At 72.9% G+C, this 25,631-nt stretch carries 28 protein-coding genes; 10 read left to right on the top strand and 18 right to left on the bottom strand.

Annotated elements, in window-relative coordinates; translation table 11 throughout:
• Window positions 1–4: 4 nt before the first annotated feature.
• The 4 genes from AB0C76_RS33615 to AB0C76_RS33600 all read left to right on the top strand — a co-directional run bounded on the left by AB0C76_RS33615 (window position 5) and on the right by AB0C76_RS33600 (window position 4,191).
• Window positions 5–1,162 carry an ABC transporter permease gene (locus AB0C76_RS33615; RefSeq protein ID WP_359972912.1) on the top strand — a complete coding sequence of 386 codons (1,158 nt, stop codon included), beginning with the start codon at window positions 5–7 and terminating at the stop codon, window positions 1,160–1,162.
• Entirely contained in the window at window positions 1,159–2,427 is a 1,269-nt protein-coding gene (locus AB0C76_RS33610) for an ABC transporter permease (protein ID WP_359972909.1), read from the top strand. The genes AB0C76_RS33615 and AB0C76_RS33610 overlap by 4 nt, the downstream gene beginning before the upstream one ends.
• Window positions 2,424–2,816 carry a cytidine deaminase gene (locus AB0C76_RS33605; protein ID WP_359972907.1) on the top strand — a complete coding sequence of 131 codons (393 nt, stop codon included), beginning with the start codon at window positions 2,424–2,426 and terminating at the stop codon, window positions 2,814–2,816. Before AB0C76_RS33610 ends, AB0C76_RS33605 begins: the two co-directional genes overlap by 4 nt.
• 97 nt (window positions 2,817–2,913) lie before the next feature.
• Entirely contained in the window at window positions 2,914–4,191 is a 1,278-nt protein-coding gene (locus AB0C76_RS33600) for a thymidine phosphorylase (protein WP_359972905.1), read from the top strand.
• A gap of 72 nt (window positions 4,192–4,263) precedes the next feature.
• Here the strand turns inward: AB0C76_RS33600 and AB0C76_RS33595 are convergent, their stop codons facing one another.
• The 3 genes from AB0C76_RS33595 to AB0C76_RS33585 all read right to left on the bottom strand — a co-directional run bounded on the left by AB0C76_RS33595 (window position 4,264) and on the right by AB0C76_RS33585 (window position 6,620).
• Window positions 4,264–4,938, bottom strand: a complete 675-nt coding sequence (locus AB0C76_RS33595) for an alpha/beta hydrolase (protein ID WP_359972903.1) — start codon at window positions 4,936–4,938, stop codon at window positions 4,264–4,266.
• Window positions 4,939–5,003: 65 nt separating this feature from the next.
• A complete protein-coding gene (locus AB0C76_RS33590) occupies window positions 5,004–5,315 on the bottom strand; it encodes a Uma2 family endonuclease (RefSeq protein ID WP_359972933.1) in 312 nt (103 codons plus the stop codon).
• A gap of 27 nt (window positions 5,316–5,342) precedes the next feature.
• Window positions 5,343–6,620 carry an MFS transporter gene (locus tag AB0C76_RS33585; RefSeq protein ID WP_359972900.1) on the bottom strand — a complete coding sequence of 426 codons (1,278 nt, stop codon included), beginning with the start codon at window positions 6,618–6,620 and terminating at the stop codon, window positions 5,343–5,345.
• 92 nt (window positions 6,621–6,712) lie between these two features.
• On the opposite strand from AB0C76_RS33585, the gene AB0C76_RS33580 reads away from it, so the two are divergent.
• From AB0C76_RS33580 to AB0C76_RS33570, 3 genes are all read left to right on the top strand, one after another.
• Window positions 6,713–7,684 (top strand): LysR family transcriptional regulator, encoded by a 972-nt coding sequence (locus AB0C76_RS33580; RefSeq protein ID WP_359972898.1) that lies wholly within the window; start codon window positions 6,713–6,715, stop codon window positions 7,682–7,684.
• A gap of 191 nt (window positions 7,685–7,875) precedes the next feature.
• Window positions 7,876–9,033, top strand: a complete 1,158-nt coding sequence (locus AB0C76_RS33575) for an adenosine deaminase (protein ID WP_359972896.1) — start codon at window positions 7,876–7,878, stop codon at window positions 9,031–9,033.
• Between the two features lie 225 nt (window positions 9,034–9,258).
• Window positions 9,259–9,633: an ATP-binding protein gene (locus AB0C76_RS33570; protein ID WP_359972894.1), complete on the top strand. Its 375-nt coding sequence runs from the start codon at window positions 9,259–9,261 to the stop codon at window positions 9,631–9,633.
• A gap of 70 nt (window positions 9,634–9,703) precedes the next feature.
• On the opposite strand, the gene AB0C76_RS33565 is transcribed toward AB0C76_RS33570, so the two are convergent.
• Together AB0C76_RS33565 and AB0C76_RS33560 are read right to left on the bottom strand one after the other, a co-directional pair.
• The gene (locus AB0C76_RS33565) at window positions 9,704–9,889 is read right to left on the bottom strand and encodes a PspC domain-containing protein (RefSeq protein ID WP_359972893.1); all 186 of its coding nucleotides are present in this window, start codon (window positions 9,887–9,889) and stop codon (window positions 9,704–9,706) included.
• 198 nt (window positions 9,890–10,087) lie between these two features.
• A complete protein-coding gene (locus tag AB0C76_RS33560; RefSeq protein ID WP_359972891.1) occupies window positions 10,088–10,549 on the bottom strand; it encodes a hypothetical protein in 462 nt (153 codons plus the stop codon).
• 144 nt (window positions 10,550–10,693) lie between these two features.
• Here AB0C76_RS33560 and AB0C76_RS33555 point away from each other — a divergent pair, with 144 nt between their 5' ends.
• Complete coding sequence (locus AB0C76_RS33555; RefSeq protein WP_359972889.1) at window positions 10,694–11,371, top strand: PhzF family phenazine biosynthesis protein; 678 nt, start codon at window positions 10,694–10,696, stop codon at window positions 11,369–11,371.
• Here the strand turns inward: AB0C76_RS33555 and AB0C76_RS33550 are convergent.
• The 4 genes from AB0C76_RS33550 to AB0C76_RS33535 form a co-directional block, all read right to left on the bottom strand.
• Entirely contained in the window at window positions 11,325–11,978 is a 654-nt protein-coding gene (locus AB0C76_RS33550; protein ID WP_359972887.1) for a VanZ family protein, read from the bottom strand. The genes AB0C76_RS33555 and AB0C76_RS33550 overlap by 47 nt on opposite strands.
• 94 nt (window positions 11,979–12,072) lie before the next feature.
• Window positions 12,073–12,408, bottom strand: coding sequence for a hypothetical protein (locus AB0C76_RS33545; protein WP_359972885.1), 336 nt, complete (start codon window positions 12,406–12,408; stop codon window positions 12,073–12,075).
• The gene (locus AB0C76_RS33540; protein WP_359972883.1) at window positions 12,405–13,949 is read right to left on the bottom strand and encodes a HAMP domain-containing sensor histidine kinase; all 1,545 of its coding nucleotides are present in this window, start codon (window positions 13,947–13,949) and stop codon (window positions 12,405–12,407) included. The genes AB0C76_RS33545 and AB0C76_RS33540 overlap by 4 nt, the downstream gene beginning before the upstream one ends.
• A gap of 46 nt (window positions 13,950–13,995) precedes the next feature.
• Entirely contained in the window at window positions 13,996–14,673 is a 678-nt protein-coding gene (locus AB0C76_RS33535) for a response regulator transcription factor (RefSeq protein WP_188308557.1), read from the bottom strand.
• Window positions 14,674–15,152: 479 nt separating this feature from the next.
• Here AB0C76_RS33535 and AB0C76_RS33530 point away from each other — a divergent pair, with 479 nt between their 5' ends.
• On the top strand, window positions 15,153–15,917 hold the full coding sequence (locus AB0C76_RS33530; protein ID WP_359972931.1) for a SigE family RNA polymerase sigma factor: 765 nt from the start codon (window positions 15,153–15,155) through the stop codon (window positions 15,915–15,917).
• Window positions 15,918–16,146: 229 nt separating this feature from the next.
• On the opposite strand, the gene AB0C76_RS33525 is transcribed toward AB0C76_RS33530, so the two are convergent.
• The 5 genes from AB0C76_RS33525 to deoC all read right to left on the bottom strand — a co-directional run bounded on the left by AB0C76_RS33525 (window position 16,147) and on the right by deoC (window position 20,861).
• Window positions 16,147–16,785, bottom strand: a complete 639-nt coding sequence (locus tag AB0C76_RS33525) for an ATP-binding protein (protein WP_359972881.1) — start codon at window positions 16,783–16,785, stop codon at window positions 16,147–16,149.
• Between the two features lie 47 nt (window positions 16,786–16,832).
• Window positions 16,833–17,240 carry a hypothetical protein gene (locus AB0C76_RS33520; RefSeq protein WP_359972879.1) on the bottom strand — a complete coding sequence of 136 codons (408 nt, stop codon included), beginning with the start codon at window positions 17,238–17,240 and terminating at the stop codon, window positions 16,833–16,835.
• A gap of 258 nt (window positions 17,241–17,498) precedes the next feature.
• Window positions 17,499–18,401: an aldehyde dehydrogenase family protein gene (locus tag AB0C76_RS33515; RefSeq protein ID WP_359972877.1), complete on the bottom strand. Its 903-nt coding sequence runs from the start codon at window positions 18,399–18,401 to the stop codon at window positions 17,499–17,501.
• Window positions 18,394–19,869: an aldehyde dehydrogenase family protein gene (locus AB0C76_RS33510; protein ID WP_359972875.1), complete on the bottom strand. Its 1,476-nt coding sequence runs from the start codon at window positions 19,867–19,869 to the stop codon at window positions 18,394–18,396. The genes AB0C76_RS33515 and AB0C76_RS33510 overlap by 8 nt, the downstream gene beginning before the upstream one ends.
• Window positions 19,870–19,874: 5 nt before the next feature.
• Window positions 19,875–20,861: a deoxyribose-phosphate aldolase gene (gene deoC / locus AB0C76_RS33505; protein WP_359972873.1), complete on the bottom strand. Its 987-nt coding sequence runs from the start codon at window positions 20,859–20,861 to the stop codon at window positions 19,875–19,877.
• A 241-nt stretch (window positions 20,862–21,102) separates the two neighbouring features.
• Here deoC and AB0C76_RS33500 point away from each other — a divergent pair, with 241 nt between their 5' ends.
• Window positions 21,103–21,792, top strand: a complete 690-nt coding sequence (locus AB0C76_RS33500) for a PH domain-containing protein (RefSeq protein WP_359972871.1) — start codon at window positions 21,103–21,105, stop codon at window positions 21,790–21,792.
• 134 nt (window positions 21,793–21,926) lie between these two features.
• On the opposite strand, the gene AB0C76_RS33495 is transcribed toward AB0C76_RS33500, so the two are convergent.
• The 4 genes from AB0C76_RS33495 to AB0C76_RS33480 form a co-directional block, all read right to left on the bottom strand.
• Entirely contained in the window at window positions 21,927–22,205 is a 279-nt protein-coding gene (locus AB0C76_RS33495) for a hypothetical protein (RefSeq protein WP_359972869.1), read from the bottom strand.
• Window positions 22,206–22,301: 96 nt separating this feature from the next.
• On the bottom strand, window positions 22,302–24,026 hold the full coding sequence (locus tag AB0C76_RS33490) for a phospho-sugar mutase (protein ID WP_359972867.1): 1,725 nt from the start codon (window positions 24,024–24,026) through the stop codon (window positions 22,302–22,304).
• 153 nt (window positions 24,027–24,179) lie between these two features.
• Window positions 24,180–25,001 carry a purine-nucleoside phosphorylase gene (locus AB0C76_RS33485; RefSeq protein ID WP_329927566.1) on the bottom strand — a complete coding sequence of 274 codons (822 nt, stop codon included), beginning with the start codon at window positions 24,999–25,001 and terminating at the stop codon, window positions 24,180–24,182.
• Window positions 25,002–25,168: 167 nt separating this feature from the next.
• Window positions 25,169–25,606: a gamma-glutamylcyclotransferase gene (locus tag AB0C76_RS33480; protein ID WP_359972865.1), complete on the bottom strand. Its 438-nt coding sequence runs from the start codon at window positions 25,604–25,606 to the stop codon at window positions 25,169–25,171.
• Between the last annotated feature and the right edge of the window lie 25 nt (window positions 25,607–25,631).

Raw genomic sequence — 25,631 nt, 5'->3', positions numbered from 1 at the left:
CCACATGACCAGTCCCAACCCCCCTGCCGCCAAGCGCAGCCTGGCGCAGCGGATCAGCGGTGAGCGGATCGTGTTCGCACTGGCGGCGCCGGTGCTCGCGGTCGTGCTCTCGGTGACGATCTGCTCGATCCTGCTGGCGACCTCGGGCAAGAACCCGTTCGACGCGTGGAACGTGATGATCACGTACGCCACCAAGTCGGACGGCCAGGTGGCGATCCTCAACCGGGCCACCACCTACTACCTGGCCGCCGCGGCCGCCGCGTTCGGGTTCCGGATGAACCTGTTCAACATCGGCGTCGAGGGCCAGTACCGCGTCGCGGCGCTGTTCACGGCGTACGTCGGCAGCCAGATCGACCTGCCGTCGTTCATCCAGGTCCCGCTGCTGCTGATCACCGCCATGCTGGCCGGTGGCCTGTACGCGTCGATCGCCGGTGCGCTGAAGGTCTTCCGCGGCGTCAGCGAGGTCATCGCGACCATCATGCTGAACGCCATCTCGATCGCGATCGTCGGTCTGCTCCTCGTCCCGGGCATCTTCGCCCCGAAGGTCAGCAGCACCAGCAACTCGATCCAGACCAGCCCGGTCTCGCAGTCCAGCCACTTCTTCTCGATCAACACGGCCGGCGGTCCCCTCTGGGGCTTCCTGTTCATCGCGATCCTGGTCGGCGTGGTCTTCCAGTTCGTGCTGACCCGCACCCGCTTCGGCTTCGACCTGCGCGCCACCGGCCGCTCGGAGAGCGCCGCGACCGCGTCCGGCGTGAACGTCAAGCGGATGGTCATGATCTCGATGGCCGTCTCCGGCGCCATCGCCGGTCTGATCGGCCTGCCCGAACTGCTGCAGAACTCGTTCTACTTCGGCCAGAGCTTCCAGGCCGGTCTCGGCTTCCTCGGGATCTCGGTCGCGCTGCTGGGCCGCAACAGCCCGCTCGGCATGGCCTTCGCGGCGCTGCTGTTCGCGTTCCTGGACGCCACCGGCTCGCAGCTGCCGCTGAACGGCGGCTTCCCGTTCGAGATCGTCGCGGTCATGCAGGGCACCATCGTCATCTGCGTCGTCGTCGCGTACGAGCTCGTGCGCCGCTACGGCCTGAAGCGCCAGCAGCAGAAGGTCGGCGCCCAGCTCGCCGCCCAGCTCGCGGCCACGGAGAAGAAGGAGGTGTCCGCATGAGCACGGCTACCGCTGCCGCTCGTCCCAAGGCGCCCGGTGCGCCCGCCAAGAAGCGCAAGCTGTCCTGGCCGGTCGTGCTGCTGCTGATCGCCGGCGCCCTCGCGCTCTTCTCCGCCGTGGGCATGGCCACCGGCAACCACTCGCTGACCTCCTCCGGGCAGATCACCGCCGCGCTCAGCGCCGCGGTGCCGATCGGCATGGCCGGTCTCGGCGGTCTGTGGTCCGAGCGGGCCGGCGTGGTCAACATCGGCCTCGAAGGCATGATGGTCGCCGGCACCTTCTGCGGCGCCTGGGCCGGCTACCTGGTGAACCCGTGGGTCGGCCTGCTGGCCGGCATGGCCGGCGGCGCGCTCGGCGGCCTGCTGCACGCGCTCATCACCGTCACCTTCGGCGTCGACCACATCGTCTCCGGCGTCGGCATCAACCTGCTGATCCCCGGCATCTGCGCGTACGTCAACCGGATCTACTACAAGGACTACGTCGCCGTCGGTGCCGGCGCCAACCAGTCCCCGCCGGCCGACCCGCTGCCGTACATCACCATCCCGGGCCTGTCGCCCTGGCTGCAGGGCATCGAGAAGCACCACTGGTTCTTCGTCTCGGACCTCGCCGGCGTGATCGGCGGCATGGTCACCAACATCTCGGTGGTCGTGGTCCTGGCCGGTGCGCTGATCGTGGTCAGCTACTTCGCGCTCTGGCGCACGGTCTTCGGCCTGCGGCTGCGCTCCTGCGGCGAGAACCCGACCGCGGCCGAGTCGCTGGGCGTCAACGTCTACAAGTACAAGTACCTGGCGGTCGTGGCCTCCGGCGCCTTCGCGGGCCTCGGCGGCGCCTACCTCTCACTGGTCGCCGCGCACTTCTACAAGGACGGCCAGACCAACGGCCGCGGCTTCATCGGCCTCGCGGCGATGATCTTCGGCAACTGGATGCCGGGCGGGCTCTCCATGGGCGCCGGGCTGTTCGGCTTCACCGACAGCCTCCAGCTCCGTGACCCGCAGTCGGTGCACGTGCTGCTCCTGACCGTCTCCATCGCGATGGGCCTCCTCGCGCTGTGGCAGCTGTACCGCCGCAAGTACACCTCCGCGGTGATCTCGCTGGTGGTCGCCGGCGGCCTCGGCGCCTGGTACGCGCTCACCGACGAGGTGCAGCGCCCGCTGATCGTCGCGACGCCGTACGTGATCACCCTCGTGGTGCTCTCGCTGGCCTCGCAGCGCCTGCGGATGCCGAAGGCGGACGGCCAGATCTACCGCAAGGGCCAGGGCAAGTGACGGCCCCCGCGATCGACTGGGAGCGGCTGCGCGAGGCCGCGCGCGAGGCGATGACCCGCGCGTACGCGCCGTACAGCAAGTTCCCGGTCGGCGCGGCCGCGCTGGTGGACGACGGGCGGCTGGTCACCGGCTGCAACGTCGAGAACGCCTCGTACGGGCTCGGTCTGTGCGCCGAGTGCGGGCTGGTGTCCGCGCTGCACGCCAGTGGCGGCGGTCGGCTGACCGCGTTCACGTGCGTGGACGGCTCCGGCGAGCTGCTGATGCCGTGCGGGCGCTGCCGCCAGCTGCTGTACGAGCACGGAGGGCCCGACCTGCTGGTCGACCTGGCCTCCGGCGTGAAGCCGATGAGCGAAGTCCTGCCCGAAGCGTTCGGGCCGGAGCGGCTCTAGCATCTGCATTTGTTACGCGCGTAGAGTGTCGCGAGTGGGCCGAAACCCGGTCATCTCGCGACACTCTTCGCTTTTTGAATCCCCTCTTGGAGCACGCATGGACGCCATCTCCGTCATCAGGACCAAGCGCGACCGCGGAGAGCTGAGCGACGCTCAGATCGACTGGGTCATCGACGCCTACACCCGCGGCGAGGTCGCCGACGAGCAGATGTCCGCCCTGGCCATGGCCATCCTGCTGAACGGCATGAAGCCGCGCGAGATCAGCCGCTGGACCGAGGCCATGATCCGTTCCGGTGTCCGGATGGACTTCTCCTCGCTCCCGCTGCCCACCAGCGACAAGCACTCCACCGGCGGTGTCGGCGACAAGATCACCCTCCCGCTCGCCCCGCTGGTCGCCGCCTGCGGCGCCGCCGTCCCGCAGCTCTCCGGCCGCGGCCTCGGCCACACCGGCGGCACCCTCGACAAGCTGGAGTCCATCCCGGGCTGGCGGGCGCTGCTCTCCAACGACGAGATGATGGACGTCCTGCGCGGCGCCGGCGCCGTCATCTGCGCCGCCGGCGACGGCCTCGCGCCCGCCGACAAGAAGCTGTACGCGCTGCGCGACGTCACCGGCACCGTCGAGGCCATCCCGCTGATCGCCTCCTCGATCATGTCCAAGAAGATCGCCGAGGGCACCGGCGCGCTCGTCCTCGACGTCAAGGTCGGCTCCGGCGCGTTCATGAAGAACATCGACGACGCCCGCGAGCTCGCCCGCACCATGGTCGGCCTCGGCACCACCGCCGGCGTCAACACCGTCGCCCTGCTCACCGACATGTCGACCCCGCTCGGCCTCACCGCCGGCAACGCGCTGGAGGTCCGCGAGTCGGTCGAGGTGCTGGCGGGCGGCGGCCCGGCCGACGTCGTCGAGCTCACCCTCGCGCTCGCCCGCGAGATGCTCGCCGCGGCCGGCGTGCACGGCAAGGACCCGGCGGACGCGCTGCGCGACGGCTCGGCGATGGACCACTGGCGCCGCATGATCACCGCCCAGGGCGGCGACGTCGACGCACCGCTGCCGGTCGCCCGCGAGCAGCACGTCATCCCGGCCCCCGCCTCCGGTGTGCTCACCACGCTCGACGCGTACGCCGTCGGCGTCAGCGCCTGGCGCCTGGGCGCCGGCCGCGCCCGCAAGGAGGACCCGGTGCAGGCCGGGGCCGGCATCGAGATGCACGCCAAGCCCGGTGACACCGTCGTGGCCGGCCAGCCGCTGCTGACCCTGCACACCGACACCCCCGAGCGCTTCGAGTACGCCATCGAGGCCCTCGCCGGCGGCATCGAGGTCGCCCCGGCGGGCACCGCGTTCACCCCGAACCCGATCGTCCTCGACCGCATCGCGTAGTCGCCGGACGGGCACTGGGCCCGGTCGGCGCGGCGCGGGTGCGCCGGGCCGGCCGGGCCCGATGTGCGTGGGTCAGCCGACGGTGGCGAGGGTGACCTTGAGGAACTCCTCCGGGGCCTCCTGGATCAGGTCGTGGCCCACGGGGAGGACGTGCACCGTCCAGGCCGGGTCGTCGCGCAGACGGCCGTAGGTGTCCAGGAACGGCGTGCCCTCGAAGCGCTCGGCGTGGATGTAGACGCGGCGGGCGACGGAGTCCGCGGCGCCTGTGAGCCGGACCGGCTGCAGCAGGGCGGCCATCGGGTGGACGGTCGCGCGCGGGTCGAGGGCGGGGTGCAGGCCGACCATGGTGTGCCCGTTCCCGGCGGCGGCCCCGGCCAGGTACCGCTGCTTCCAGAGCTCGTTGGCGATCCCGTGGGCCGACTCGCCGTCGCGCGGGACGAACGCGTCCGCGTAGAGCAGGGCGCAGACCCGCTCCGGCACCCGGTCGGCCACCCCGGAGATCACCATGCCGCCGTAGCTGTGCCCGACCAGCACGGCGTCGTCGATCCGCTCGGCCTCCAGCAGCCCGACCACGTCCTGGACGTGCGTGTCCAGATTGATCGCCCCGTTGTTCAGGTGCCCGCGCTCACTGACCCCGCTCAGCGTCACCGGATGCACCTCGTGCCCGGCCGCACGCAGCCCCTCGGTCAGTGGCCGGTACCACCAGCCGCCGTGCAGGACGCCGGGGACGAGGACGAAGGTGGCCATGATGGATTCCTCTGCTGTTCGTACGAACTGACGGAGGAAAACCTACGGCCGGGCCGGGCGGGGTGTCAGGCGCAGGTGAGCAGACCGCTGGTGTCGAGGGTCCACGGGCCGACGGTGATCGTGGCGCCGAAGTCGAACTTCTCGTGGGACGCGTAGCCGCGCTCCGGGTGCACGATGCCGGTTCCGCCGCGGGGGTCGATGAGCAGGTGGACCGGGATGCCCATCGCCGCGTAGTCGCGGACCTTGTCGTGGTAGTCGTTGTCGGGATTGGACTCGGAGACGACTTCCACGGCGAGCAGCACCTCGTGCGGGAGAACCGCCGGCTGCTCTCCCGCCAGGGTGGCCTCGGGGAAGACCATCAGATCCGGGTTACGCAGCTGGCCGGGGCCTATCGGCGCTGGCTGTCAAGAGCCCGGGACTGCTCTTCGAGTGGTATGGGCCTGGCGGGTCGCGTACAGGGTGACGGCGGCGGCGAGGGTCATGGCGGTGAGGCCTACGGCGGCGGCGCCGGGCCAGCCGGTGGCGTGGTAGGCGTCGGCGCCGATCGTGCCGCCGAGGCTGTTGCCCAGGTAGTAGGCGATCAGGTAGAGGGCGGAGGCCTGGGCGCGGCCCTCCGTCGCGGTGCGGCCGACGGCGGACGAGGCGGTGGCGTGGCCGGCGAAGAAGCCGGCGGTGATCAGGACCAGGCCGAGCAGGGCGCAGACCAGGGAGCCGGCCAGGGACAGCAGGAGCCCGGCGGCCGTCACGCCGATGGAGACGTAGAGGGCGCCGCGGCGGCCCAGGCGGCCGGAGAGCCGGCCGGCGGCGGCCGAGGTGCCGGTGCCGACCAGGTAGACGACGAAGATCGAGGCGGCGACCGACTCGGGCAGGTGGAAGGGGGCGCCGATCAGCCGGTAGCCGACGGTGTTGTAGACCGCGCCGAACACGGCCATGAACAGCAGCCCGAGCGCGTACAGCCGGACCAGCAGCGGGTTGCGCAGGTGCCGTCCGACGGTCCGGGCGAGGGCGCGCGGGTCCACCGGGGCCGGGGTGAAGTGCCGGGCGGCGGGGATGAGCAGTCGGAACGCGAGCACCGCGAGCAGCGCGAGGACGGCGGAGGAGGCGAGGCCCCAGCGCCAGCCGAACCCGGCGGCGGTCCAGCCGGACAGCAGCCGGCCGCCCATGCCGCCGATGCTGTTGCCGGCCACGTACAGGCCCATCGCGGAGGCCAGTGCGCTCGGATGGACCTCCTCGGCGAGGTAGGCCATCGCGGTGGCGGGGAGCCCGGCGAGGGCGGCGCCCTGGAGGACGCGCAGGACGACGAGGGTGGTGAGGTCGGGCGCGAACGGCAGGGCGAGGGCGAGGGCGGAGGCGGCGAGCGTGGAGGCCGTCATCACGGCGGTGCGGCCGTACCTGTCGGACAGCGCGCTCGCGGGCAGGAGGCCGAGGGCGAGTCCGAGGGTGGCGGCGGAGGCGGTCCAGCTGGCCTGACCGGGCGTGAGGTCGAGGTCGGCGGAGAGGACCGGCAGCAGGCCCTGGGTGGAGTAGAGCAGGACGAACGTGGCGACCCCGGCGGCGAACAGGGCGAGGTTGGCGCGGCGGAACGCGCGCTGGCCGGGGCGGTGGCGGTCGTCGTGGGTCGGGACGCGGGCGGCGGAGGCATCCGGGGCGGGCACGGATGCCCTGGTATCGGCGGGCTGCATGAAGTCGACGTTAGGCCTGCCGGGTTGATGCGTCCAATGCATGAACACGCGATGATCGATGCACTGGCGCATGAGTCGAGGATGGTGGCGGGATGACCGCGAAGGAAGCGGCGAACGGCACGGAGCAGTCCCGGTACCGGCCGGCCGAGCTGGGGCCCGACCTGCCGGCCGTCCAACTGGCGCCTCGGCTGGCCCAGTTCGCGGCCGTGGCCCGGCTGGAGCACGTGACACAGGCGGCGGCGGTGCTCGGCATGCCGCAGCCGACGCTGTCGCGGTCGGTGGCGCGGCTGGAGGAGGAGCTGGGGGTGGAGCTGCTGGCCCGTCAGGGCCGGACGGTCCGGCTGACCAGGGCGGGACGGCTGCTGCTGGCCTCGGTGGAGCGGGCGCTTGCCGAGATCGAGCGCGGCGCCGAGGCGGCCCGGGCGGAGGCGGACCCGTCGGTCGGGCGGGTGGCGTTCGGCTTCCTGCACACCATGGGGACGGACGCCGTCCCCGCGCTGCTGCGCGACTTCCGGGCGGCGCACCCGCAGGTGCGGTTCCAGCTGGTGCAGGACTACGTCGGCGCGATGCTGGAACGGCTGCTGGACGGCGAGCTGGACCTGTGCCTGGTGGCGCCGCTGCCCGATGACCCGGCCTTCGCCGCCCGCCCGCTGGACGAGCAGCGGCTGCACCTGGTCGTCCCGGCGGACCACCGGCTGGCCGGGCGGCGGCGGATCCGGCTCGCGGAGGTGGCGGAGGAGACGTTCGTCGGGCTGGAGGAGGGGTACGGGCTGCGGGCGATCACGGACGGGTTCTGCGCGGAGGCCGGGTTCGTGCCGCGGCTGGCCTTCGAGGGGGAGGAGGCGGAGACGCTGCGCGGGCTGGTGGCGGCCGGGCTGGGGGTGGCGCTGTTGCCACCGGCGCTGGTGCCCCGGCCGGGGGTGGTGGACCTGGAGGTGACGGCGCCGCGGACCCGGCGGGCGATCGGGCTGGCCTGGGCGGCGGGGCGGCCGCTGACGCCGCCGGTGCGGGCGTTCCGGGACTTCGTGCTGTCGCGGCGCGGGCGGCTGCTCGAACACGACTGAGACCCGCGGATTCCGGCGCCGAACCGCGGGGCGGGGTGCGGCGAACTCCGGGGGAGGGGGGTCGCCGATCTCGCTTTCGTCCCGGGATACGGGACGGGACTGACCCGAGTGGTGGAATTCCCGGTGGACTTTCGGCGAACCGGCCGTGTGGGGAGTGGTGGGTCTACGCGCGTAGGGTCTATATTTCCGCAATGGAGAAGCAGATCCCTGTCACCACCGCGGGCACCGGCCCGCGCATCCCCACCCCCGACCAGATCCGCCGCGCGCCGAAGGTGCTCCTGCACGACCACCTCGACGGCGGGCTGCGCCCGGAGACCATCGTCGAGCTGGCCGCCGCCGTCGGCTACGCGGGCCTTCCCACCACCGACCCCAAGGAACTCGGTGAGTGGTTCCGCGAGGCCGCCGACTCCGGCTCGCTCGTCCGCTACCTGGAGACGTTCGCGCACACCTGCGCCGTCATGCAGACCCGGGACGCCCTGATCAAGGTCGCCGCGGACTGCGCCGAGGACCTCGCCGCCGACGGCGTCGTCTACGCCGAGGTCCGCTACGCCCCCGAGCAGCACCTGGAGGGCGGCCTGAGCCTGGACGAGGTCGTCGAGGCCGTCCAGGAGGGCTTTCGCCTCGGCGAGGCCAACGCCCGCGCGGCCGGCCACCGCATCCGGATCGGCACCCTGATCACCGCGATGCGGCACGCCGCCCGCTCGCAGGAGATCGCCGAGCTGGCCAACCGCCACCGGGACTCGGGCGTCGTCGGCTTCGACATCGCGGGTGCCGAGGCCGGCTACCCCCCCACCCGCCACCAGGCCGCCTTCGACTACCTCAAGGGCGAGAACAACCACTTCACCATCCACGCGGGCGAGGCCTTCGGCCTGCCGTCGATCTGGGAGGCCCTGCAGTGCTGCGGCGCCGACCGGCTCGGCCACGGCGTGCGGATCGTCGACGACATCACGGTGAACGAGGACGGCAGCGTCGAGCTCGGCCGCCTTGCCGCGTACGTGCGCGACAAGCGCATCCCGCTGGAGATGTGCCCGACCTCCAACCTCCAGACGGCCGCCGCGACCTCGTACGCCGAGCACCCGATCGGGCTGCTCAGCCGGCTGAAGTTCCGGGTCACCGTGAACACCGACAACCGCCTCATGAGCGGCACCAGCATGAGCCAGGAGTTCGGCCACCTGGTGGACGCCTTCGGCTACACGCTGGGTGACATGGAGTGGTTCACGGTGAACGCGATGAAGTCGGCGTTCCTGCCGTTCGACGAGCGGCTCGCGATGATCAGCGACGTCATCAAGCCGGGCTACGCCGAGCTCAAGGCCGAGTGGCTGTTCAGCACGGGCGGCGGCCAGGGCTGAGCGGGTCCGGAGCGGCCTCCGGGTGAGTCCCGGGTGAACGCCGCTGCCCCGCAGGGCAGTTGGCGTTCATCCGACTACTCACTCGGGTGAGTGAACGCCTTTTGGTCCTCGCACGACCGGCTCACTACGGTGTGCCAGTCATCGCCGACAGGCCGTGGCGGACGGTCCGCCGTCCGTTCCCGCGTGTCGCGTCGGCCACCGACGAGGACTCAAGGGGACGAACTCATGAAGCAGGCTCTCAAGGCCGCCGGCACCGCGGCGCTCGGCATCGCCATCGCGGCGGTCGGCGCCGGCACCGCGTCCGCGGACGCCCCCGCGCCCGGCGGCGTCGGGCTGCCCACCACGGCGCTGCAGAACCCCGCGGTCACCGGCGCGGTCACCGACACCGCAAACAAGCTGCCCGGCGGCGACAAGGTCACCAGCACCCTCGGCCCCCTGGCCCCGAGCGCCGGGCAGGCCGCCCCCGCTCCGGCCGCCCCCGCGGAGGCCGCCCCGGTCGCCGGCGTCACCCAGACGCGCGCTGCGGTGCCGAACATCCCCGGCCTCGACAAGACCCCTGTCGGCGGGCTGACCGGTGCCCTGCCGGGCCTCGGCGGCTGACCGTTCCACCCGCACGGCGACGGGCCGCGCACCCCGGTGATCCCGGTGGTGCGCGGCCCGTCGCCGTGCGTCACGGCTCCTGGGGGAGCAGGACCCAGAGCGCCAGGTAGATCAGGAACTGCGGGCCGGGCAGCAGGCAGGAAGCCAGGAAGATCAGCCGGACCGTCCAGGCCGACAGGCCGAAGCGCTCGGCGATCCCGGCGCAGACGCCGGCGATGACTCGGTTGTGACGGGGACGGGCGAGGCGCGGGCTCATGGGGCTCTCCGTGGAGTCGTGCCCGGTCCGGCCTCTCCGGCGGGCGTACTTCCATGCTCCGCCGCCGCCGGCCCGGAATCCTCCGCCCGCCAGCCGATTCGCCCGCCCCCCGTCTCACCGGCGAGGCGTACCCACGAGTCGGGGCCACCTCGGGGTCCACCCCGAGTCCCCGCGCAGGTGCCCGGCGGTTTCCAGGGGTCAGTTCGCGCGTGGGGGCTGCTGGGGCCGGGCGTAGGGGTTGTCCGCGACGGGCTGGGCGGGCGGGGTGGTCGGCGCGGGCTGGGGCGGCGGGGCCACGGGGGAGGACTGGAGCGGCTGGGCGTTCGGGTTGTAGGCCGCCGGCGCCGACGGCTGGGCCGGCTGCTGGGCCGCCGGGGTGGTGCCGCGGTTGACCACGGCCTTCACGGCGCTGGCGATCAGCAGGACCGGCAGGATGAAGGCCTGGAAGTAGATGTGGTAGACGCCGCCCTCGAAGACGAACCCCAGGTAGTAGGCGTAGCCGGCGAACACGGCACCGGCGAGGATGTTGAGGACCCGCCAACCGCCCTTCAGGCCGCCGATGTTGATGGCGCCCAGGATCACCATGGCGATGCCGCTGATGGCCAGCAGGACGACGTACCAGGAGAACAGGGGCTGGTTGCCGAAGTCGAGGTTGTTCAACGCGGAATCCTGTGGGCTGGAAGGAAGAAACGGTGAACCGTTGGGGACGAGAGCGCACGGTACTGGAGGCCGCCGACATCCGTCGCGCGCTTTTCGTCACGGAGCCGTTGCGTTTCGCGGGAATCGGGCTGAGAGGGTGGGGAAATGACTGACTATGACGTGCTGCGGGTCTTTTGCGGGCCCGGCGGGGAATGCGGGAACGCGCTGGGCGTCGTGCGGGACGGGGCGTCGGTGCCGGGTCGCGACGAGCGGCAGGCGGTGGCCCGGGAGTTCGGGTTCAGCGAGACGGTGTTCGTCGACGACCCGGTGCGGGGCGTGATCGACATCTACACGCCGACGCTGCGGCTGCCGTTCGCCGGGCACCCGTGCGTCGGGACGGGCTGGCTGCTCGGGGTGGACCGCCTCGTGACGCCCGCCGGCGAGGTGGGCGTCCGGCGGGAGGACGGGCTGACGCTGATCGAGGCGCGCGCCGACTGGGCACCGCCGCGCACCCTGCGGCAGTACGGGTCGGAGGCGGAGGTGGACGCGCTGGAGGTGCCGCCGCCGGGCGACTGGATCTACGCGTGGGCGTGGCAGGACGAGGCGGAGGGGACGGTCCGGGCGCGCGGCTTCCCGGGGCGCGGCGACGGGATCGACGAGGACGAGGCGACGGGTGCGGCGGCGCTGCTGCTGACCGCGCGGCTCGGGCGGGCGCTGACCGTCACGCAGGGCCGGGGCTCGCGGATCGTGACCGCGCCGCGCACGGGCGGGCTGATCGAGGTCGGCGGTCTGGTGCTCAGGGAGTCGGCTCGGCCGACGCCCGGGCGGCCGGGACCGGAGTGATCGCGGCGGCGACCGGGGGGCTCACCAGGCTGGTCATCTTCGAGGTCTTCGGGGCATTCGCGGCCTTCGCCGCCCGTTGAACGCCCTCCGTCGCCCCCTCGGGCCTGCGGGTCCGGGGCCGCCGTTCCCGCACCAGGCGCCGCAGCGCCGGGACGAGGGTCACGTGCGTCACGGCGACGCCGATCACCGCGAGCAGTATGTGGTCGACGTTGAGGACGTGCCCGGGCGTCCAGGAGGAGAGGAACTCCAGGCCGGTGGCCAGCAGGGCGGAGACGCCGGTGGTGCGCAGGAAGGACGGCAGCCACGGGGCGCGCGGCCGTCCGCCGGCCAGCGGGAGCAGGACGCCGAGCGGGGCCAGCAGGACGAGCTCGCCGACCACCTGCCAGGCCGAGGAGGAGCGCAGGGAGGCCAGCGGCGTGAGATTGGCGTCGTAGACCCAGGCCACCGGCAGGGGTCTGAGCACGACCAGCCACAGGACCAGCGACAGGTGGAGGGCGAGGCCCGCCAGTCCGACCTGTCGCAGGGGACGGTGGACGGCCGGCGCCGGCCCGGTGTCGGCCCGTGCGCCGGAACGCTCGTCGCGTGTCCTGGTGCCATCTCGCTGCACGGGGGGAAGGACGTGAGCCGGTGGCGCGGCGGTTCCACGCCGGGCGTGAACATTCCGACACGCGCCCCGATCCGCCCCGAGCGGGCGGAACCCGTCACTTGCAGGCGTTCGCCGCCGCCGTCGGAACGGCGCTGAACACGGTGTCCTGCGGCGGGCTGGTCGGCCCGGCCGGGCTGGGCGACGGGCCGGGGCCGGCCTTGGCGGTGCTCCGGGCCGCGGGCGGGCTCGGTGCGACCGGGGTCGGGGTGGCCGGCGCGGTCGGTATGTGCGGGGCGGTCGGGCAGGCCGTCCGGCTGGCGGGGGCACCCGCGTCCACCGGGACGGCGGTCGGGCGGATCCCGCAGCCGGAGGCCAGCGCGAGCAGGAGCAGTACGCCGGCGGCCCGGCGGGCGGCGGGACGCCGGACGGTGGCGGGGGCAGGGGGGTTCACTGGGCGTCCTCGTGCTCGACGGCGTCCCGGACGGTGCCGTCGCCGGCCCCGTCCGCGGACGGCGGCGGTGGTGGTGTCAGCGGCAGCGTCAGCGTGAACACCGCCCCGACCTCCCCGTTCGCCGCCGTGATCGTCCCCCCGTGGATCTGTGCGTTGGCCATCGCGATGGACAGTCCGAGGCCGCTGCCCTCGGAGCGGGCCCGGCCGCGGTCGGCCTTGTAGAAGCGGTCGAAGACGTGCGGCAGCACGTCCTCGGGGATGCCCGGGCCGCTGTCCGAGACCTCGACGACCACCGAGCCGTCGGTCTCGCGGACCTTGACCCGCACCGGCGAGCCGCCGTGCTTGAGCGCGTTGCCGATCAGGTTGGCGAAGACGACGTCCAGGCGGCGCGGGTCCACGACGGCGAGGATGCCGCGCGGGGCGTCCAGTTCGACCGCGTCGTACCAGGCCCGGCCGTCGATGCAGGACATGATCAGGTCGGCGACGTCCACCTCGTCGGCGACGAGCTTGGCGGTGCCGGCGTCGAAGCGGGTCACCTCCATCAGGTTCTCCACCAGGTCGGACAGCCGCCGGGTCTCGCTGACGACCAGCCGGACGGCCGGCTCGATCATCGGGTCGAGCGACTCGGCCTCGTCCTCCAGGATGTCGGTGACGGCCGTCATCGCGGTCAGCGGCGTGCGCAGCTCGTGCGACATGTCGGCGACGAACCGCCGGCTCTGCGCCTCGCGCGCGCTCAGCTCCTCGACCTGTTCGTGCAGCGACTCCGCGGCGCGGTTGAACGTCCGCGCGAGGTCCGCGAGTTCGTCCGACCCGTCGACTTCGAGGCGGGTGTCCAGGCGGCCCTCGCCGAGCGCCAGGGCGGCGTCGCCGAGTCGCTTGACCGGCCGCAGCACCGTCGCCGAGGCGGCCTGCGCGAGCAGTGCCGAGCCGATCAGGGCCAGCAGGGTGGCGATGGCCAGCGACCAGCCCAGGGTGTTGAGATCGGCCCGCTCGTTCTCCAGCGACTTGAACATGTACGCCGTCGGCCCGTTCGGCACCACCTTGGTGCCGCCGATCACGAACGGCCGGCCCTCCAGGTTCTGCCGCTGCCAGTACAGGTGGTACGGGTACGGGTTGCTCTCGGTGATCTCGCGCGGGCGGGCCACGGTGGACTGCAGCGCGGCCGGCACGTCGGCGAGCGTGTAGTGCGCCGGGTCGGAGGAGGCCGGGCACTCGGGGTGCGCCGGGTCGACCACGACGACGTCGTAACTGAGCCCGGAGCTGGCGACGTTCGTGGCGAGCGCGGCCAGTTCCGGACAGCTCGCGCCCAAGGGCAGGTCGGAGACGTTCCGGGTGAGCGAGACCCGGAAGTCGTTGAGGGCCGTGTCCTGGGCGCGCTTGAGCACCGCGTCGCGGTTCAGCCAGTAGGCGATGCCGGAGGCCGACACGGCGGCGAGCAGCGCGACCGCCGCGAACACCGCGATCAGCCGGACCCGCAGCGAGCGCAGGCTCCGCCACGGGCCCGTGGCGAAGCGCCGGGTCGTCGTCTGTTGGTCAGTCACAGGAGCCTGTCGTCGTACGGGAGTTTGCGGGCACAAAGGGCGCGGCTCAGGACGGCGGGTCCAGCCGGTAACCGACCCCGCGCACCGTCCGGATCAGGGTCGGCGCGGACGGCACGTCCTCGACCTTGGCCCGCAGCCGCTGCACGCACGCGTCCACCAGACGGGAGTCGCCCAGGTAGTCGTGCTCCCATACCAGCCGCAGCAGCTGCTGCCGGGAGAGCGCCTGGCCGGGACGGCGGCTGAGTTCCAGCAGCAGCCGCAGCTCGGTCGGGGTGAGCTGGAGGTCCTGCCCGTCCTTGGTGACGGTCATGGCGGCGCGGTCGATCACCACGCTGCCGTAGGCGGAGGAGTCCGAGCTCTCCCGCTCGCCGCGCCGCAGCACGGCCCGGATCCGGGCGTCCAGGACGCGCGGCTGCACCGGCTTGACCACGTAGTCGTCGGCGCCGGACTCCAGGCCGACCACGACGTCGATGTCGTCGGACCGGGCGGTCAGCAGGATGATCGGCAGCTGGTCGGTGCGACGGATCCGACGGCAGACCTCGAAGCCGTCGATTCCGGGCAGCATCACGTCCAGCACGATCAGATCGGGCCGCTGCTCCTTGAAGAGCCTCAGACCGTCCTCGCCGGAGGCGGCGGTGGCCACACGGTGGCCCTGGCGGGTGAGGGCGAGTTCGAGGCCGGTCCGGATGGCGTCGTCGTCCTCGATCAGTAGGAGGAAAGGCACGGCCCCATTTTGGCCCACCGGAAGCCGCGAATCACCCCCCGGACCGGTCACCGCCCGTACGGGAACCGGAAGGAGCGCCACCGGCGTCCGGTAGGAGGGAGGCGGACCGGGACGAACGGCCCGTTCCCTGTGACACCCCTGTGACAGTCGGCGGACAGCGCCATCACAACCGCCGGGCAGGATTTTCCATGTCGCCGCAGGACAGCGGGCCAACCGGCCCGGCTGGAGGGCGGCAACCGGAACCCGCTCGTACCGAACCAAGGGGGCGCACGATGAACGCCATGCTTCAGACCCGGACCAACCCGGCTGTCCGCACCGCGCGTTCCTCAGCGACCACCCACCGGACCCGGTACGAGATCAGGACCGACGAGAACTCCGGTGCCGTGACCGTACGGGGGTGCGCGCACAGCACCGGGAACCCTGCCACTCGCCGGGTGAGCGGCGCGGGCAGGGCGGGGGAGCTGTACGGGATCGGCCGGATGGGGAGTGCGGTCGACTCCGCCAACACCCTCACGCTGCGGGGGATCCTCCCCGTCCGCGTCGAGGGCAAGGACGCCCTGGGGGGCAACGGGGGGAACGGCCTGCGGAAGGTCGGCTCGGGGGAGCCGACCGGCCGCGAGGCCGCCGGTGCGACGCTGCTGCGGCTGAACCCCGCCGCCGCGCGCACCACCGAGGCGGGACAGGGAGGCGCGCAGGGGGAGCACCCGGCCGTCGCGGAGGACCACATCACGGAGTTCACCGCGTACGTGCGCGAGCGCCGCGCCTCCCTGTACGCCACGGCGTACCACCTGACCGGTGACCGCTACGAGGCCGAGGACCTGCTGCAGAGCGCGCTCTTCAGCACCTACCGCGCCTGGGGCCGGATCACCGACAAGGCCGCGGTCGGGGGCTACCTCCGCCGCACCATGACCAACCTGCACATCTCCGCCTGGCGGCGCCGCAAGGTCAACGAGTACCCGACCGAGGAGCTGCCGGAGACGGCCGGCGACACCGACGCGATGGGCGGCACCGAGCTGCGCACCGTGCTCTGGCAGGCGCTGGCGAAGCTGCCGGAGAACCAGCGGACCATGCTGGTGCTGCGGTACTACGAGGGCAAGACCGACCCGGAGATCGCCGACGTGCTGGGGATCAGCGTCGGCACGGTCAAGAGCAGCATCTGGCGCGCCCTGCGCCGCCTGCGCGACGACGAGCACCTGAACAAGTCCGGCGACACGATGCGGGCGTTCGGCGAACTGGTCGCGTGACGGCTGTAACAGGAAGGGACGCTCGAAGCGTCTGAGTAAAGGGGACTCCCGTCGGGGGACGGGAAGAGGACGGTCACGGACTGCGGACGTCGGCTCGGGGGAGCGATGTCCACGGGGGAGCCCGACGACCGTCCGACGGCGACGGGCCCGGTGCGGGGGAGACGCACCGGGCCCGTCGTTCTGCCGTTCGGGGCCCGGCCCGCCGCCCGGCCCGCCGCCCGGGGCGGCCTCAGACGGACGAGAGCTGAGGCTGCCCGGCCGCCGCGGTGATCCGGCGGGCGGCCTCCGGGCCGGCGCACGGGTGGGCGCCCAGGGCGACCTGACGGCCGACGATCGAGCGCTCGGCGCGCATCAGCCGCCAGCCGCGGCGCACCAGCACCGGCAGCGACTTGCGGCCCTCGCGGACGTCCCGGCGCAGCCGGCGCCAGGCCGTGGTGAGCGAGCCGTTGCGCAGGCACAGCGCGTCGCCGAGCAGGCCCTCGTCGGCGCACCGGACGGCGATCTCGGCGGCGAAGATGCCCTCGGCGATGAACGCGGGGGCGCCGGCCAGGTCGAGCGTGCGGGTGCCGACGCGGCCGTTGTCCGGGATCGAGTACACCGGCACCTCGGTGCGGCCGGTCTCGTGGAGGTCGCGGATGGCGGCGACGGCCTGGTCGCGGTGCCAGGCGAGCGGCGAGTCCCAGTCGACCGCGCCGTCGGGCAGCAGCGGCAGGGTGGGGTCGTCGCCGTCCTTGTAGAAGTCGTCCAGCTGGAGCACCGGCAGGCCGCTGCGGCCGGCGAGCGAGGACTTCCCGGATCCGGAGGGGCCGGACAGCAGGACCACCCGGGCGCGGGTCGTCGGCACAGGGTTCAGCGGCTCGTCACTCACGGGACACCAGTCTGACGCATCCGGGCCCGATGCCGAAACCGGTCGGACTACACCGGTTCCGCCGCGGCCGGCGCGGCCAACGCGGCGTGCAGCAGCGGGAGGTGGGCGGTGTCGGTCTGGAGGTAGACCAACGGGCCGGGCCCGGGCGGCCGGTAGGCGGTGGCCGCCCAGTCCTGGTCGTGCCAGACCTCGGGCTCGGGCTCGTGGAACTCGCCACCGGCCGCGAGCTCCAGGCGCAGGGCGGATGAGGCGAAGGTCACGGTCGCGGAGCCGGGGGTGATCAGCAGTCGGCCGCCGACGTAGCCCGCCTCCTCGCCGGGACGGTCGACGCGTGCCGAGCAGGGGATCCGGGCGGGCCGTCCGGCGGCCAGCCGGCGCCGGGTGCGGGCGAGCCGCAGCCGGCGGACGAAACCGTCCGCGAACAGCGCCATGAGCTCGCCCAGGAACTCGCCCATCGGGTCTCCTCTCCGTTCTGCCGTCCCTGCCCAGTGTCCGGACGGGCCGGCCGGTCCGTGAGCGCCGAAGGGATCGTCCCGGTGCGACCAAAGTCGTCGGTCGGGCGGACGGCGGGGGTGCGGACGGCCGCGAACGCCGACGGACCCGCACCAGGGGGGGAGAGGTGCGGGTCCGTCCTATGACCGTCCGGGCCCTGGGGGGGAGAGGGCACTGGGGACGGCCAGTCTGTGGAGTTGTTACTCGGTTTCGACGGAGAGTCAGATCCCCATCGGGTGCCAGACCGTCTTCGTCTCCAGGAAGGAGAGTAGCCGGTCGGTACCGGGCGCATTGGTCCAGTCCTGGGCGAACGGGTCCAGCTCCGGACGGACCACCCGCTTCAGGGTATCCGCGGCGGCGGCCTCGAGGGCGGGCGCCGCGCCGGGACCGTCGGCCGCGATGGCGCCGGTGAGGTCCAGCGCGTTGACGTCCTGGTGCGAGGCCAGGGTCGGCGCGATGTCCGCGGTGCGACCCGAGACGATGTTGACCACGCCGCCCGGGAGGTCCGAGGTGGCGAGCACCTCGCCCAGCGACAGGGCCGGCAGCGGGGCGTCCGCGGCGGCGGCGACCACGACCGTGTTGCCGGTGGCGATCGCCGGGGCGATCACCGAGACCAGGCCGAGCAGCGAGTGCCCGTACCCGGCCTGCGGGGCGACGATCCCGACCACGCCGGTCGGCTCCGGGGTCGACAGGTTGAAGAACGGGCCGGCGACCGGGTTGGCGCCGCCCGCGATCTGGGCGACCTTGTCCGTCCAGCCCGCGTACCAGACCCAGCGGTCGATCGCGGCGTCCACCAGTGCGGCGGCCTTCTTCGGGCCGATGCCCTCGGAGACGGCCACCTCGGCGGCGAACTGCTCGCGCCGGCCCTGCAGCATCTCGGCCACCCGGTACAGCACCTGGCCGCGGTTGTACGCGGTGGTGCCGGCCCAGCCCTTGACCGCCGCGCGGGCGGCCAGGACGGCGTCCCGGGTGTCCTTGCGGGTGCCCAGCGGAGCGTTGGCGAGCCACTCGCCCTTTGCGTCGGTCACCTCGTACACCCGCCCGCTCTCGGAGCGCGGGAACTTCCCGCCGACGTACAGCTTGTAGGTCTTGAGGACGTCAAGACGCGCAACGACATCAGACATCGAGGTAGGCCTCCAGACCGTGGCGGCCACCCTCGCGGCCGTAACCCGACTCCTTGAAGCCGCCGAACGGCGAGGTCGGGTCGAACTTGTTGAAGGTGTTGGCCCAGACCACGCCGGCCTTGAGCCTGTTGGCCATCCAGAGGATGCGCGAGCCCTTCTCCGTCCAGACGCCGGCGGAGAGGCCGTACGGGGTGTTGTTGGCCTTCGCGACCGCCTCGTCGGGGGTGCGGAAGGTCAGCACCGACAGGACCGGGCCGAAGATCTCCTCCTGGGCGATCCGGTGGGCCTGGCTGACGCCGGTGAACAGGGTCGGCTTGAACCAGAAGCCGGTGCCCGGGAGTTCGCACGCCGGCGACCAGCGCTCGGCGCCCTCGGCCTCGCCGGCCTCGGTCAGCGCGGTGATCCGGGCCAGCTGCTCGGCCGAGTTGATGGCGCCGATGTCGGTGTTCTTGTCCAGCGGGTCGCCGACCCGCAGGGTGCCCATCCGGCGCTTCAGGGCGTCCAGCAGCTCGTCCTGGACCGACTCCTGGACCAGCAGGCGCGAACCCGCGCAGCAGACGTGGCCCTGGTTGAAGAAGATGCCGTTGACGATGCCCTCGACCGCCTGGTCGATCGGCGCGTCGTCGAAGACGATGTTGGCCGCCTTGCCGCCCAGCTCCAGCGAGAGCTTCTTGCGGGTGCCGGCCAGCTGCTTGGCGATCGCGCGGCCGACCGGGGTCGAGCCGGTGAAGGCGACCTTGTTGACGTCCGGGTGCGCGGTGAGCGCGGCGCCGGTGCGGCCGTCACCGGTGACGATGTTGACGACGCCCTTGGGCAGACCGGCCTGGCGGCAGATCTCGGCGAAGCGCAGCGCGGTCAGCGGGGTGGTCTCGGCCGGCTTCAGGACGACCGTGTTGCCGGTGGCCAGGGCGGGCGCGATCTTCCACGCCAGCATGAGCAGCGGGAAGTTCCACGGGATGACCTGGCCGGCGACGCCCAGCGGCTTCGGGTTCGGGCCGTAGCCGGCGAAGTCGAGCTTGTCGGCCCAGCCCGCGTAGTAGAAGAAGTGCGCGGCGACCAGCGGCAGGTCGACGTCGCGGGTCTCGCGGATCGGCTTGCCGTTGTCGATCGACTCCAGCACGGCCAGCTCGCGGCTGCGCTCCTGGATGATCCGGGCGATCCGGAACAGGTACTTGGCGCGCTCGCTGCCCGGCAGCGCCGACCAGTCGGCGAACGCCTTGCGGGCGGCGGCGACCGCGCGGTCGACGTCCTCGTCGGTGCCCTGGGCGAACTCGGCGAGCACCTGCTCGGTGGCCGGGTTGACCGTCTTCAGCGCCTCGCTGCCGGAGGAGTCGACGAACTCGCCGCCGATGAAGTGGCCGTAGGAGGTGGCGATGTCGCCCGCGGCGGCGGGGGACTCGGGGGCCGGGGCGTAGGCGAAGAGGCCGGAGGCCTTCACCGGCTCCTCGATGTTCTTCTTCTTGGCCATGGTGATCAGTCCACCGTCACGTAGTCGGGGCCGGAGTAGCGGCCGGTGGCCAGCTTCTGGCGCTGCATCAGCAGGTCGTTGAGCAGGCTGGAGGCGCCGAAGCGGAACCAGTGCGGGCTCAGCCAGTCGTCGCCGAGGGTCTCGTTGACCATCACCAGGTACTTCATGGCGTCCTTGGTGGTCTTGATGCCACCGGCGGGCTTCACACCGACCTGGACGCCGGTCTGCGCGCGGAAGTCGCGGACGGCCTCCAGCATCAGCAGGGTGACCGGCGGGGTCGCGTTGACGGCGACCTTGCCGGTGGAGGTCTTGATGAAGTCGGCACCGGCCAGCATCGCGAGCCAGGAGACGCGGCGCACGTTGTCGTACGTCTGGAGCTCGCCGGTCTCGAAGATGACCTTGAGGTGGGCGTAGCTGCCGTCGGCGCGCTTGCACGCCTCCTTGACGGCGACGATCTCGTTGAAGACGTCGAGGTAGCGGCCGGAGAGGAAGGCGCCCCGGTCGATCACCATGTCGATCTCGTCGGCACCCGCGGCGACCGCGTCGGCGGTGTCGGCGAGCTTCACCGGCAGGGCGGCGCGGCCGGCCGGGAAGGCGGTGGCGACGGAGGCGACCTGGATGTCGGTGCCCCGCAGGGCGTCCTTCGCGGTGGCGACCATGTCCGGGTAGACACAGATGGCGGCCACGCGGGGGGTGGACGGGTCGGAGGGGTCGGGGGTCCTGCCCTTGGCGCACAGGGCGCGCACCTTGCCGACCGTGTCCGCGCCCTCCAGCGTGGTCAGGTCGATCATCGAGATCGCCAGGTCGATGGCGTAGGCCTTCGCCGTGGTCTTGATCGAGCGGGTACCGAGGGCGGCGGCACGCGCCTCCAGGCCGACCTGGTCGACGCCGGGCAGGCCGTGCAGGAAGCGGCGGAGCGAGGCCTCGGACGCCGCAACGTCCGCGAGGCCGCTGCCCGCAACGCCGGGGGCATTGGCTGCAACAGTGGACATAGTCACCAGACCAGCATATCTACGCGCGTAGCCGACCGCTAGAGGGCCTTGCTTTCGTGGCCGGACCGAGATCTCCTGCGCCCGGACGGGAGCGGTGGAACGGGGGAGGGGCGCGCGGGGGAGGGGGCGTGCAGGGGCTGATCGGGGGCGCGCAACCGGTGCCGGGCGGGCCGGGGGCCTCCCGTGCAACCGATGCCCTACCGAGACCTCATCCCGGGAGGCATGGGGCAGAATCGTCGGCATGACCGATTCCGACGGCAAGCCCCACCAGGGCTCCGCCGCCCCCGACGGGGAACCCGGGTACGCGGACCGCGTGTACCGCTCGGTTCCCGGCGTGATCTCCGGTGTGCTGCTGCTGGCCGTCGCCGCGTGGCTGATCGGCGACGCCGCCCTGAACGGGACCGGGAAGACACCCGCCGTGTCGCTCGCGGCCGTGCCGGTGTTCGCCTTCCCGGTGATCGCCTACACGCTGCGCCCGGCGGTGCTGGCCAACGACCGGCGGCTGGTGGTGCGCAACCCGTGGCGCACGATCACCGCGCCGTGGGCCGCGGTGGACGCGCTGCGCGCCGGCTACTCGGTCGAGCTGCTCGCCGAGGGCAGGAAGTTCCAGGTGTGGGCCGTTCCGGTGTCGCTGCGCCAGCGCAAGCGGGCCAACCGCGTCCGGGCCCGCGGCGGCGCCCCCGAGCACACCTCCCGGATGGGGATGGTGTTCGGCGGCGGTGGCGGCGCGTCCGCCGGCGCGCCGGTGCTGGGCTCCTCCGATCCGACCCGGGCCTGGTCCGACCAGGTGACCTCGGTGCTCCAGGAGATGGCCGAGCGCAACGCCTCCCGTCCGGACGCCGCCGGGCCGGTCGTCGTGCGGTGGTGCTGGTGGGTGATCGCGCCGACGCTGCTCGGCCTGGCCGCGCTGATCACGGTGATCGCCGTCTGAGCCCTGTGGTGCGTCGAGCGGCCCGCCGGACTCTCCGGTGGGCCGCTCGTGCGTCCGGCGCGGGAAGTCGGCCCGGCCGGCTTCCCGCGAGCGGGTGAGGGGGCCGGGCCGAAGCGCGACCACGGGCGTGCCGGTCAGCGGCCCAATTGGGCGGCCAGGACGTCGATGGCCTTCTTCGATTCGGCGAGCCCGGCGCCCGTCCGTTCGCGGTAGACCTTGATCGCGTTGATCAGCTTGCCGCGCTGCACGTGCGCGACCACCTCCGGCATCGTCCGGGGGTCGCGGGACGCCACGGCCGGGGGCAGGCCCTCCGGGCGGGGGTAGGGGATGCCGAAGTGGCCGATGATGGCGTCGAGTCTGGCCTCGATGGCCACGAGTCGCTGCTCGGTGCTCACCGCGTCGGATGTGTCCATGCGTGGAGCCTATGGCAGCGGGTCGGCCCCGTGGGAGGCCGGACACCGCACGAGCGCCCCCGACAGGAGGCGCTCGTGCGGCGATCCGGGACGGTGTCAGCCCTCGATGCCCGCGGCCACGGCCAGGTCGCGCTTGACGGCGTCGAGCAGCTCGGCGGCGCGCACCCGGGCGCCGGCCAGGTCGGCGGCCGAGGCGACCGGGAGGACGACCTCCAGGTAGCACTTCAGCTTGGGCTCGGTGCCGGACGGCCGGACCACGATCCGCGCGGAGCGGACGGCGTCGCCGGCCAGGTAGTAGCGCAGCCCGTCGGTGGGCGGCAGCTCGGCCGAGCCGGCGGTGAGGTCGTCGGCCCGGGTGACGCTCAGGCCGGCCAGGACGGTCGGGGGCCGCTCGCGCAGGCGGGCCATCGCGGCGCCGATCAGCGACAGGTCCTGCACGCGGACGGAGAGCTGGTCGGTGGCGTGCAGACCGTGCTCCAGCGCCAGGTCGTCCAGCAGGTCGCTCAGGGTGCGGCCGGACTTCTTGAGGGTCGCGGCCAGCTCGGCGACCAGCAGGGCGGCGGTGATGCCGTCCTTGTCGCGGACGCCCTCGGGGTCGACGCAGTAGCCGAGCGCCTCCTCGTAGCCGTAGCGCAGGCCGTCGGCGCGGGAGATCCACTTGAAGCCGGTGAGCGTCTCGGCGTACCCGAGGCCGGCCGCCTCGGCGATCCGTCCCAGCAGGGTGGCGGAGACGATCGTGGTGGCGAAGGTGCCCTGGACCTTCTTGGCGACCAGGGCCGAGCCGAGCAGCGCGCCGACCTCGTCGCCGCGCAGCATGCGCCAGCCGGAGGTGCCGTTGCCGCTGCCGGCCGCGTTGGCGTTGACCGGGACGGCCACCGCGCAGCGGTCGGCGTCCGGGTCGTTGGCGATGACGATGTCCGGGCCGACCTGGGCGGCGGTGCGGAAGGCGAGGTCCATCGCCCCCGGCTCCTCCGGGTTGGGGAACGCCACGGTCGGGAAGTCCGGGTCCGGCTCGGCCTGTTCGGCGACCACGGTGGGCGCGGGGAAGCCGGCCTTGCGGAAGGCGGCGAGCAGGGTGTCGCGGCCCACGCCGTGCATCGGGGTGTAGACGACGTCGAGGTCGCGCGGGCCGTGCTGGTCGACGATCGACGCGGCGCGGGCCAGGTACGCCTCCACGATGTCCTCGCCGAGCACCTCCCAGCCGTCCTCGGCACGCGGGACGTCGTCCAGCGAGCCGATCGCGTCGATCTCGGCGGCGATGCCGGCGTCGGCCGGCGGGACGATCTGCGAGCCGTCGCCCAGGTAGACCTTGTAGCCGTTGTCCTGCGGCGGGTTGTGGCTCGCGGTGACGGTGACGCCGGCGGCGGCGCCCAGGTGGCGGATCGCGAAGGCGAGCACCGGGGTGGGCAGCGGGCGGGGCAGCAGCGCGGCGCGCAGGCCGGCGCCGACCACGACGGCGGCGGTGTCGCGGGCGAAGTCGTACGACTTGTGGCGGGCGTCGTAGCCGATGACGACGAGGTCGCCGAGGCCCTGCGCCTTCACGTACGCGACCAGGCCGGCGGCGGCCCGGATGACGACGGCGCGGTTCATCCGCATCGGGCCGGCGCCGAGTTCGCCGCGCAGGCCGGCGGTGCCGAACTGGAGCCGGTCGGCGAAGCGCTCGGTGAGCTCGGCCCAGGCGAGCTTGCCGTTCTCGTCGGCCGCCGGGTCCTCGGCGCGCGCCAGCAGCGCGGTGAGCTCCTCGCGGGTCTGCGGGTCGGGGTCCTCGGCCAGCCAGGCCCTGGCCCGGGCGAGGAGGTCGGGGTTAAGTGCCAGCGTCATGGCGGCTGCTCCATCGGGAAGTGCGTCGGTGTGTCGGCCGGGGGGTTCCGCAAAGAAGGTGTGCGCATGCGGACGGGGCCCGCGGGCGGGTGTGATCAGCGGGATCACGGCCGCCCGCGGGCCCCGTCGTTCATGATTGTGCGCCGTGCGGGGTCAGATCCGCTCCAGGACCTTGCCCAGCAGTTCGCCCATGCGCTCGGCCGAGGCCTTGCCGGCCTCCAGGACCTCTTCGTGGTTGAGCGGCTCGCCGGTGATGCCCGCGGCCAGGTTGGTGACCAGCGAGATGCCGAGCACCTCGGCGCCGGCCTCGCGGGCGGCGATGGCCTCCAGGGTGGTGGACATGCCGACCAGCTCGCCGCCGATCACCCGGGCCATGTTGACCTCGGCCGGGGTCTCGTAGTGCGGGCCGCGGAACTGCACGTAGACGGCCTCGTCCAGGGACGGGTCGACCTCGCGGCACAGGGCGCGCAGGCGCTTGGAGTACAGGTCGGTGAGGTCGACGAAGTTGGCGCCGACGATCGGGGAGTCCGCGGTCAGGTTGATGTGGTCGCTGATCAGCACCGGCTGACCGGGGACCCAGCCCTGGCGGAGACCACCGCAGCCGTTGGTCAGGACGATGATCCCGCAGCCGGCCGCGGCGGCGGTGCGCACGCCGTGGACCACGGTGGCCACGCCGTGGCCCTCGTAGTAGTGGTTGCGACCGAGGAAGATCAGGGCGCGCTTGTCGCCGATCTTCACCGAGCGGATCTTGCCGGCGTGGCCGGCGACGGCGGGGGCGGGGAAGCCCGGGAGCTCGGTGACCGGGAACTCGGCCACGGTCTCGCCGAGGGCGTCGGCGGCCGGCACCCAGCCGGAGCCCATCACCAGGGCGACGTCGTGGCGCTCGGCACCGGTCAGCTCGCGCAGGCGCGCGGCGGCGGCCTGGGCGGCGGCGTAGGGGTCGGCGGAGACGACCGACTGAGGAGTAGCGTTCACGGATCCGAGGATAGACGGGAATCGGCTACGCGCGTAGAAAATCCGGCGCGGCTTGCCGGATCGTTACCCGGTTGACCCGAAAGCACAGCTCGGTGGCGCTTTCCGGGTGGCCCGCCTCGTCGGTACCGACAGTTCCGCACCGCCCTCCGGTGGTGTTCCGCGAGGGGTCAGCAGGGCCGGCGGCGGAGGTCCATCACGTAGTCGTCCGGGGCGCCGGCGCTCTCCGCCGCGTCGGCGATCAGGCCGAGGTATCGGGCCGCGGGCAGGCCGCCCTCGTAGTCGTTGAGGACGTACGTCCAGACGGGGATGTCGCCGTCCAGGGTGTGCGCGCGCAGCCGGATCTTGCGGTAGATGCCGAGCTGGACGCCCTCCCAGCGGTCCAGGCCCTCCTCGTCCATCGGCGCGATCTCGTAGAGGGAGACGAAGACCTGGTCCTTCTCGTCCTCGACGACGGTGGCCAGCGAGCCCTCCCAGCCGAGCTGTTCGCCGCCGAAGGTGAGCCGCCAGCCGTCCAGCCAGCCGGTTCCGCGCAGGGGGGAGTGCGGGGCGCGGCGGGTCATCTGCCGGGCATCGAGGTTCGTGGCATACGCGGCGTAAAGGGGCATGCGGGCCAGACTACGGCGACTGGGC

Source organism: Kitasatospora sp. NPDC048722, assembly GCF_040650235.1.
Lineage (GTDB): Bacteria > Actinomycetota > Actinomycetes > Streptomycetales > Streptomycetaceae > Kitasatospora.
Note: the sequence above shows the minus strand (reverse complement) of the source record. Positions and strands in the feature narration are given on the sequence as shown.

Bases quoted from the DNA above. Each gene is read 5' to 3' on its own strand.
- AB0C76_RS33615 (WP_359972912.1), top strand. From the start codon at position 5: ATGACCAGTCCCAACCCCCCTGCCGCCAAGCGCAGCCTGGCGCAGCGG.
- AB0C76_RS33610 (WP_359972909.1), top strand. From the start codon at position 1,159: ATGAGCACGGCTACCGCTGCCGCTCGTCCCAAGGCGCCCGGTGCGCCC.
- AB0C76_RS33600 (WP_359972905.1), top strand. From the start codon at position 2,914: ATGGACGCCATCTCCGTCATCAGGACCAAGCGCGACCGCGGAGAGCTG.
- AB0C76_RS33595 (WP_359972903.1), bottom strand. From the start codon at position 4,938: ATGGCCACCTTCGTCCTCGTCCCCGGCGTCCTGCACGGCGGCTGGTGG.
- AB0C76_RS33585 (WP_359972900.1), bottom strand. From the start codon at position 6,620: ATGCAGCCCGCCGATACCAGGGCATCCGTGCCCGCCCCGGATGCCTCC.
- AB0C76_RS33580 (WP_359972898.1), top strand. From the start codon at position 6,713: ATGACCGCGAAGGAAGCGGCGAACGGCACGGAGCAGTCCCGGTACCGG.
- AB0C76_RS33575 (WP_359972896.1), top strand. From the start codon at position 7,876: ATGGAGAAGCAGATCCCTGTCACCACCGCGGGCACCGGCCCGCGCATC.
- AB0C76_RS33570 (WP_359972894.1), top strand. From the start codon at position 9,259: ATGAAGCAGGCTCTCAAGGCCGCCGGCACCGCGGCGCTCGGCATCGCC.
- AB0C76_RS33565 (WP_359972893.1), bottom strand. From the start codon at position 9,889: ATGAGCCCGCGCCTCGCCCGTCCCCGTCACAACCGAGTCATCGCCGGC.
- AB0C76_RS33555 (WP_359972889.1), top strand. From the start codon at position 10,694: ATGACTGACTATGACGTGCTGCGGGTCTTTTGCGGGCCCGGCGGGGAA.
- AB0C76_RS33530 (WP_359972931.1), top strand. From the start codon at position 15,153: ATGGGGAGTGCGGTCGACTCCGCCAACACCCTCACGCTGCGGGGGATC.
- AB0C76_RS33520 (WP_359972879.1), bottom strand. From the start codon at position 17,240: ATGGGCGAGTTCCTGGGCGAGCTCATGGCGCTGTTCGCGGACGGTTTC.
- AB0C76_RS33515 (WP_359972877.1), bottom strand. From the start codon at position 18,401: ATGTCTGATGTCGTTGCGCGTCTTGACGTCCTCAAGACCTACAAGCTG.
- AB0C76_RS33510 (WP_359972875.1), bottom strand. From the start codon at position 19,869: ATGGCCAAGAAGAAGAACATCGAGGAGCCGGTGAAGGCCTCCGGCCTC.
- deoC (WP_359972873.1), bottom strand. From the start codon at position 20,861: ATGTCCACTGTTGCAGCCAATGCCCCCGGCGTTGCGGGCAGCGGCCTC.
- AB0C76_RS33500 (WP_359972871.1), top strand. From the start codon at position 21,103: ATGACCGATTCCGACGGCAAGCCCCACCAGGGCTCCGCCGCCCCCGAC.
- AB0C76_RS33495 (WP_359972869.1), bottom strand. From the start codon at position 22,205: ATGGACACATCCGACGCGGTGAGCACCGAGCAGCGACTCGTGGCCATC.
- AB0C76_RS33490 (WP_359972867.1), bottom strand. From the start codon at position 24,026: ATGACGCTGGCACTTAACCCCGACCTCCTCGCCCGGGCCAGGGCCTGG.
- AB0C76_RS33480 (WP_359972865.1), bottom strand. From the start codon at position 25,606: ATGCCCCTTTACGCCGCGTATGCCACGAACCTCGATGCCCGGCAGATG.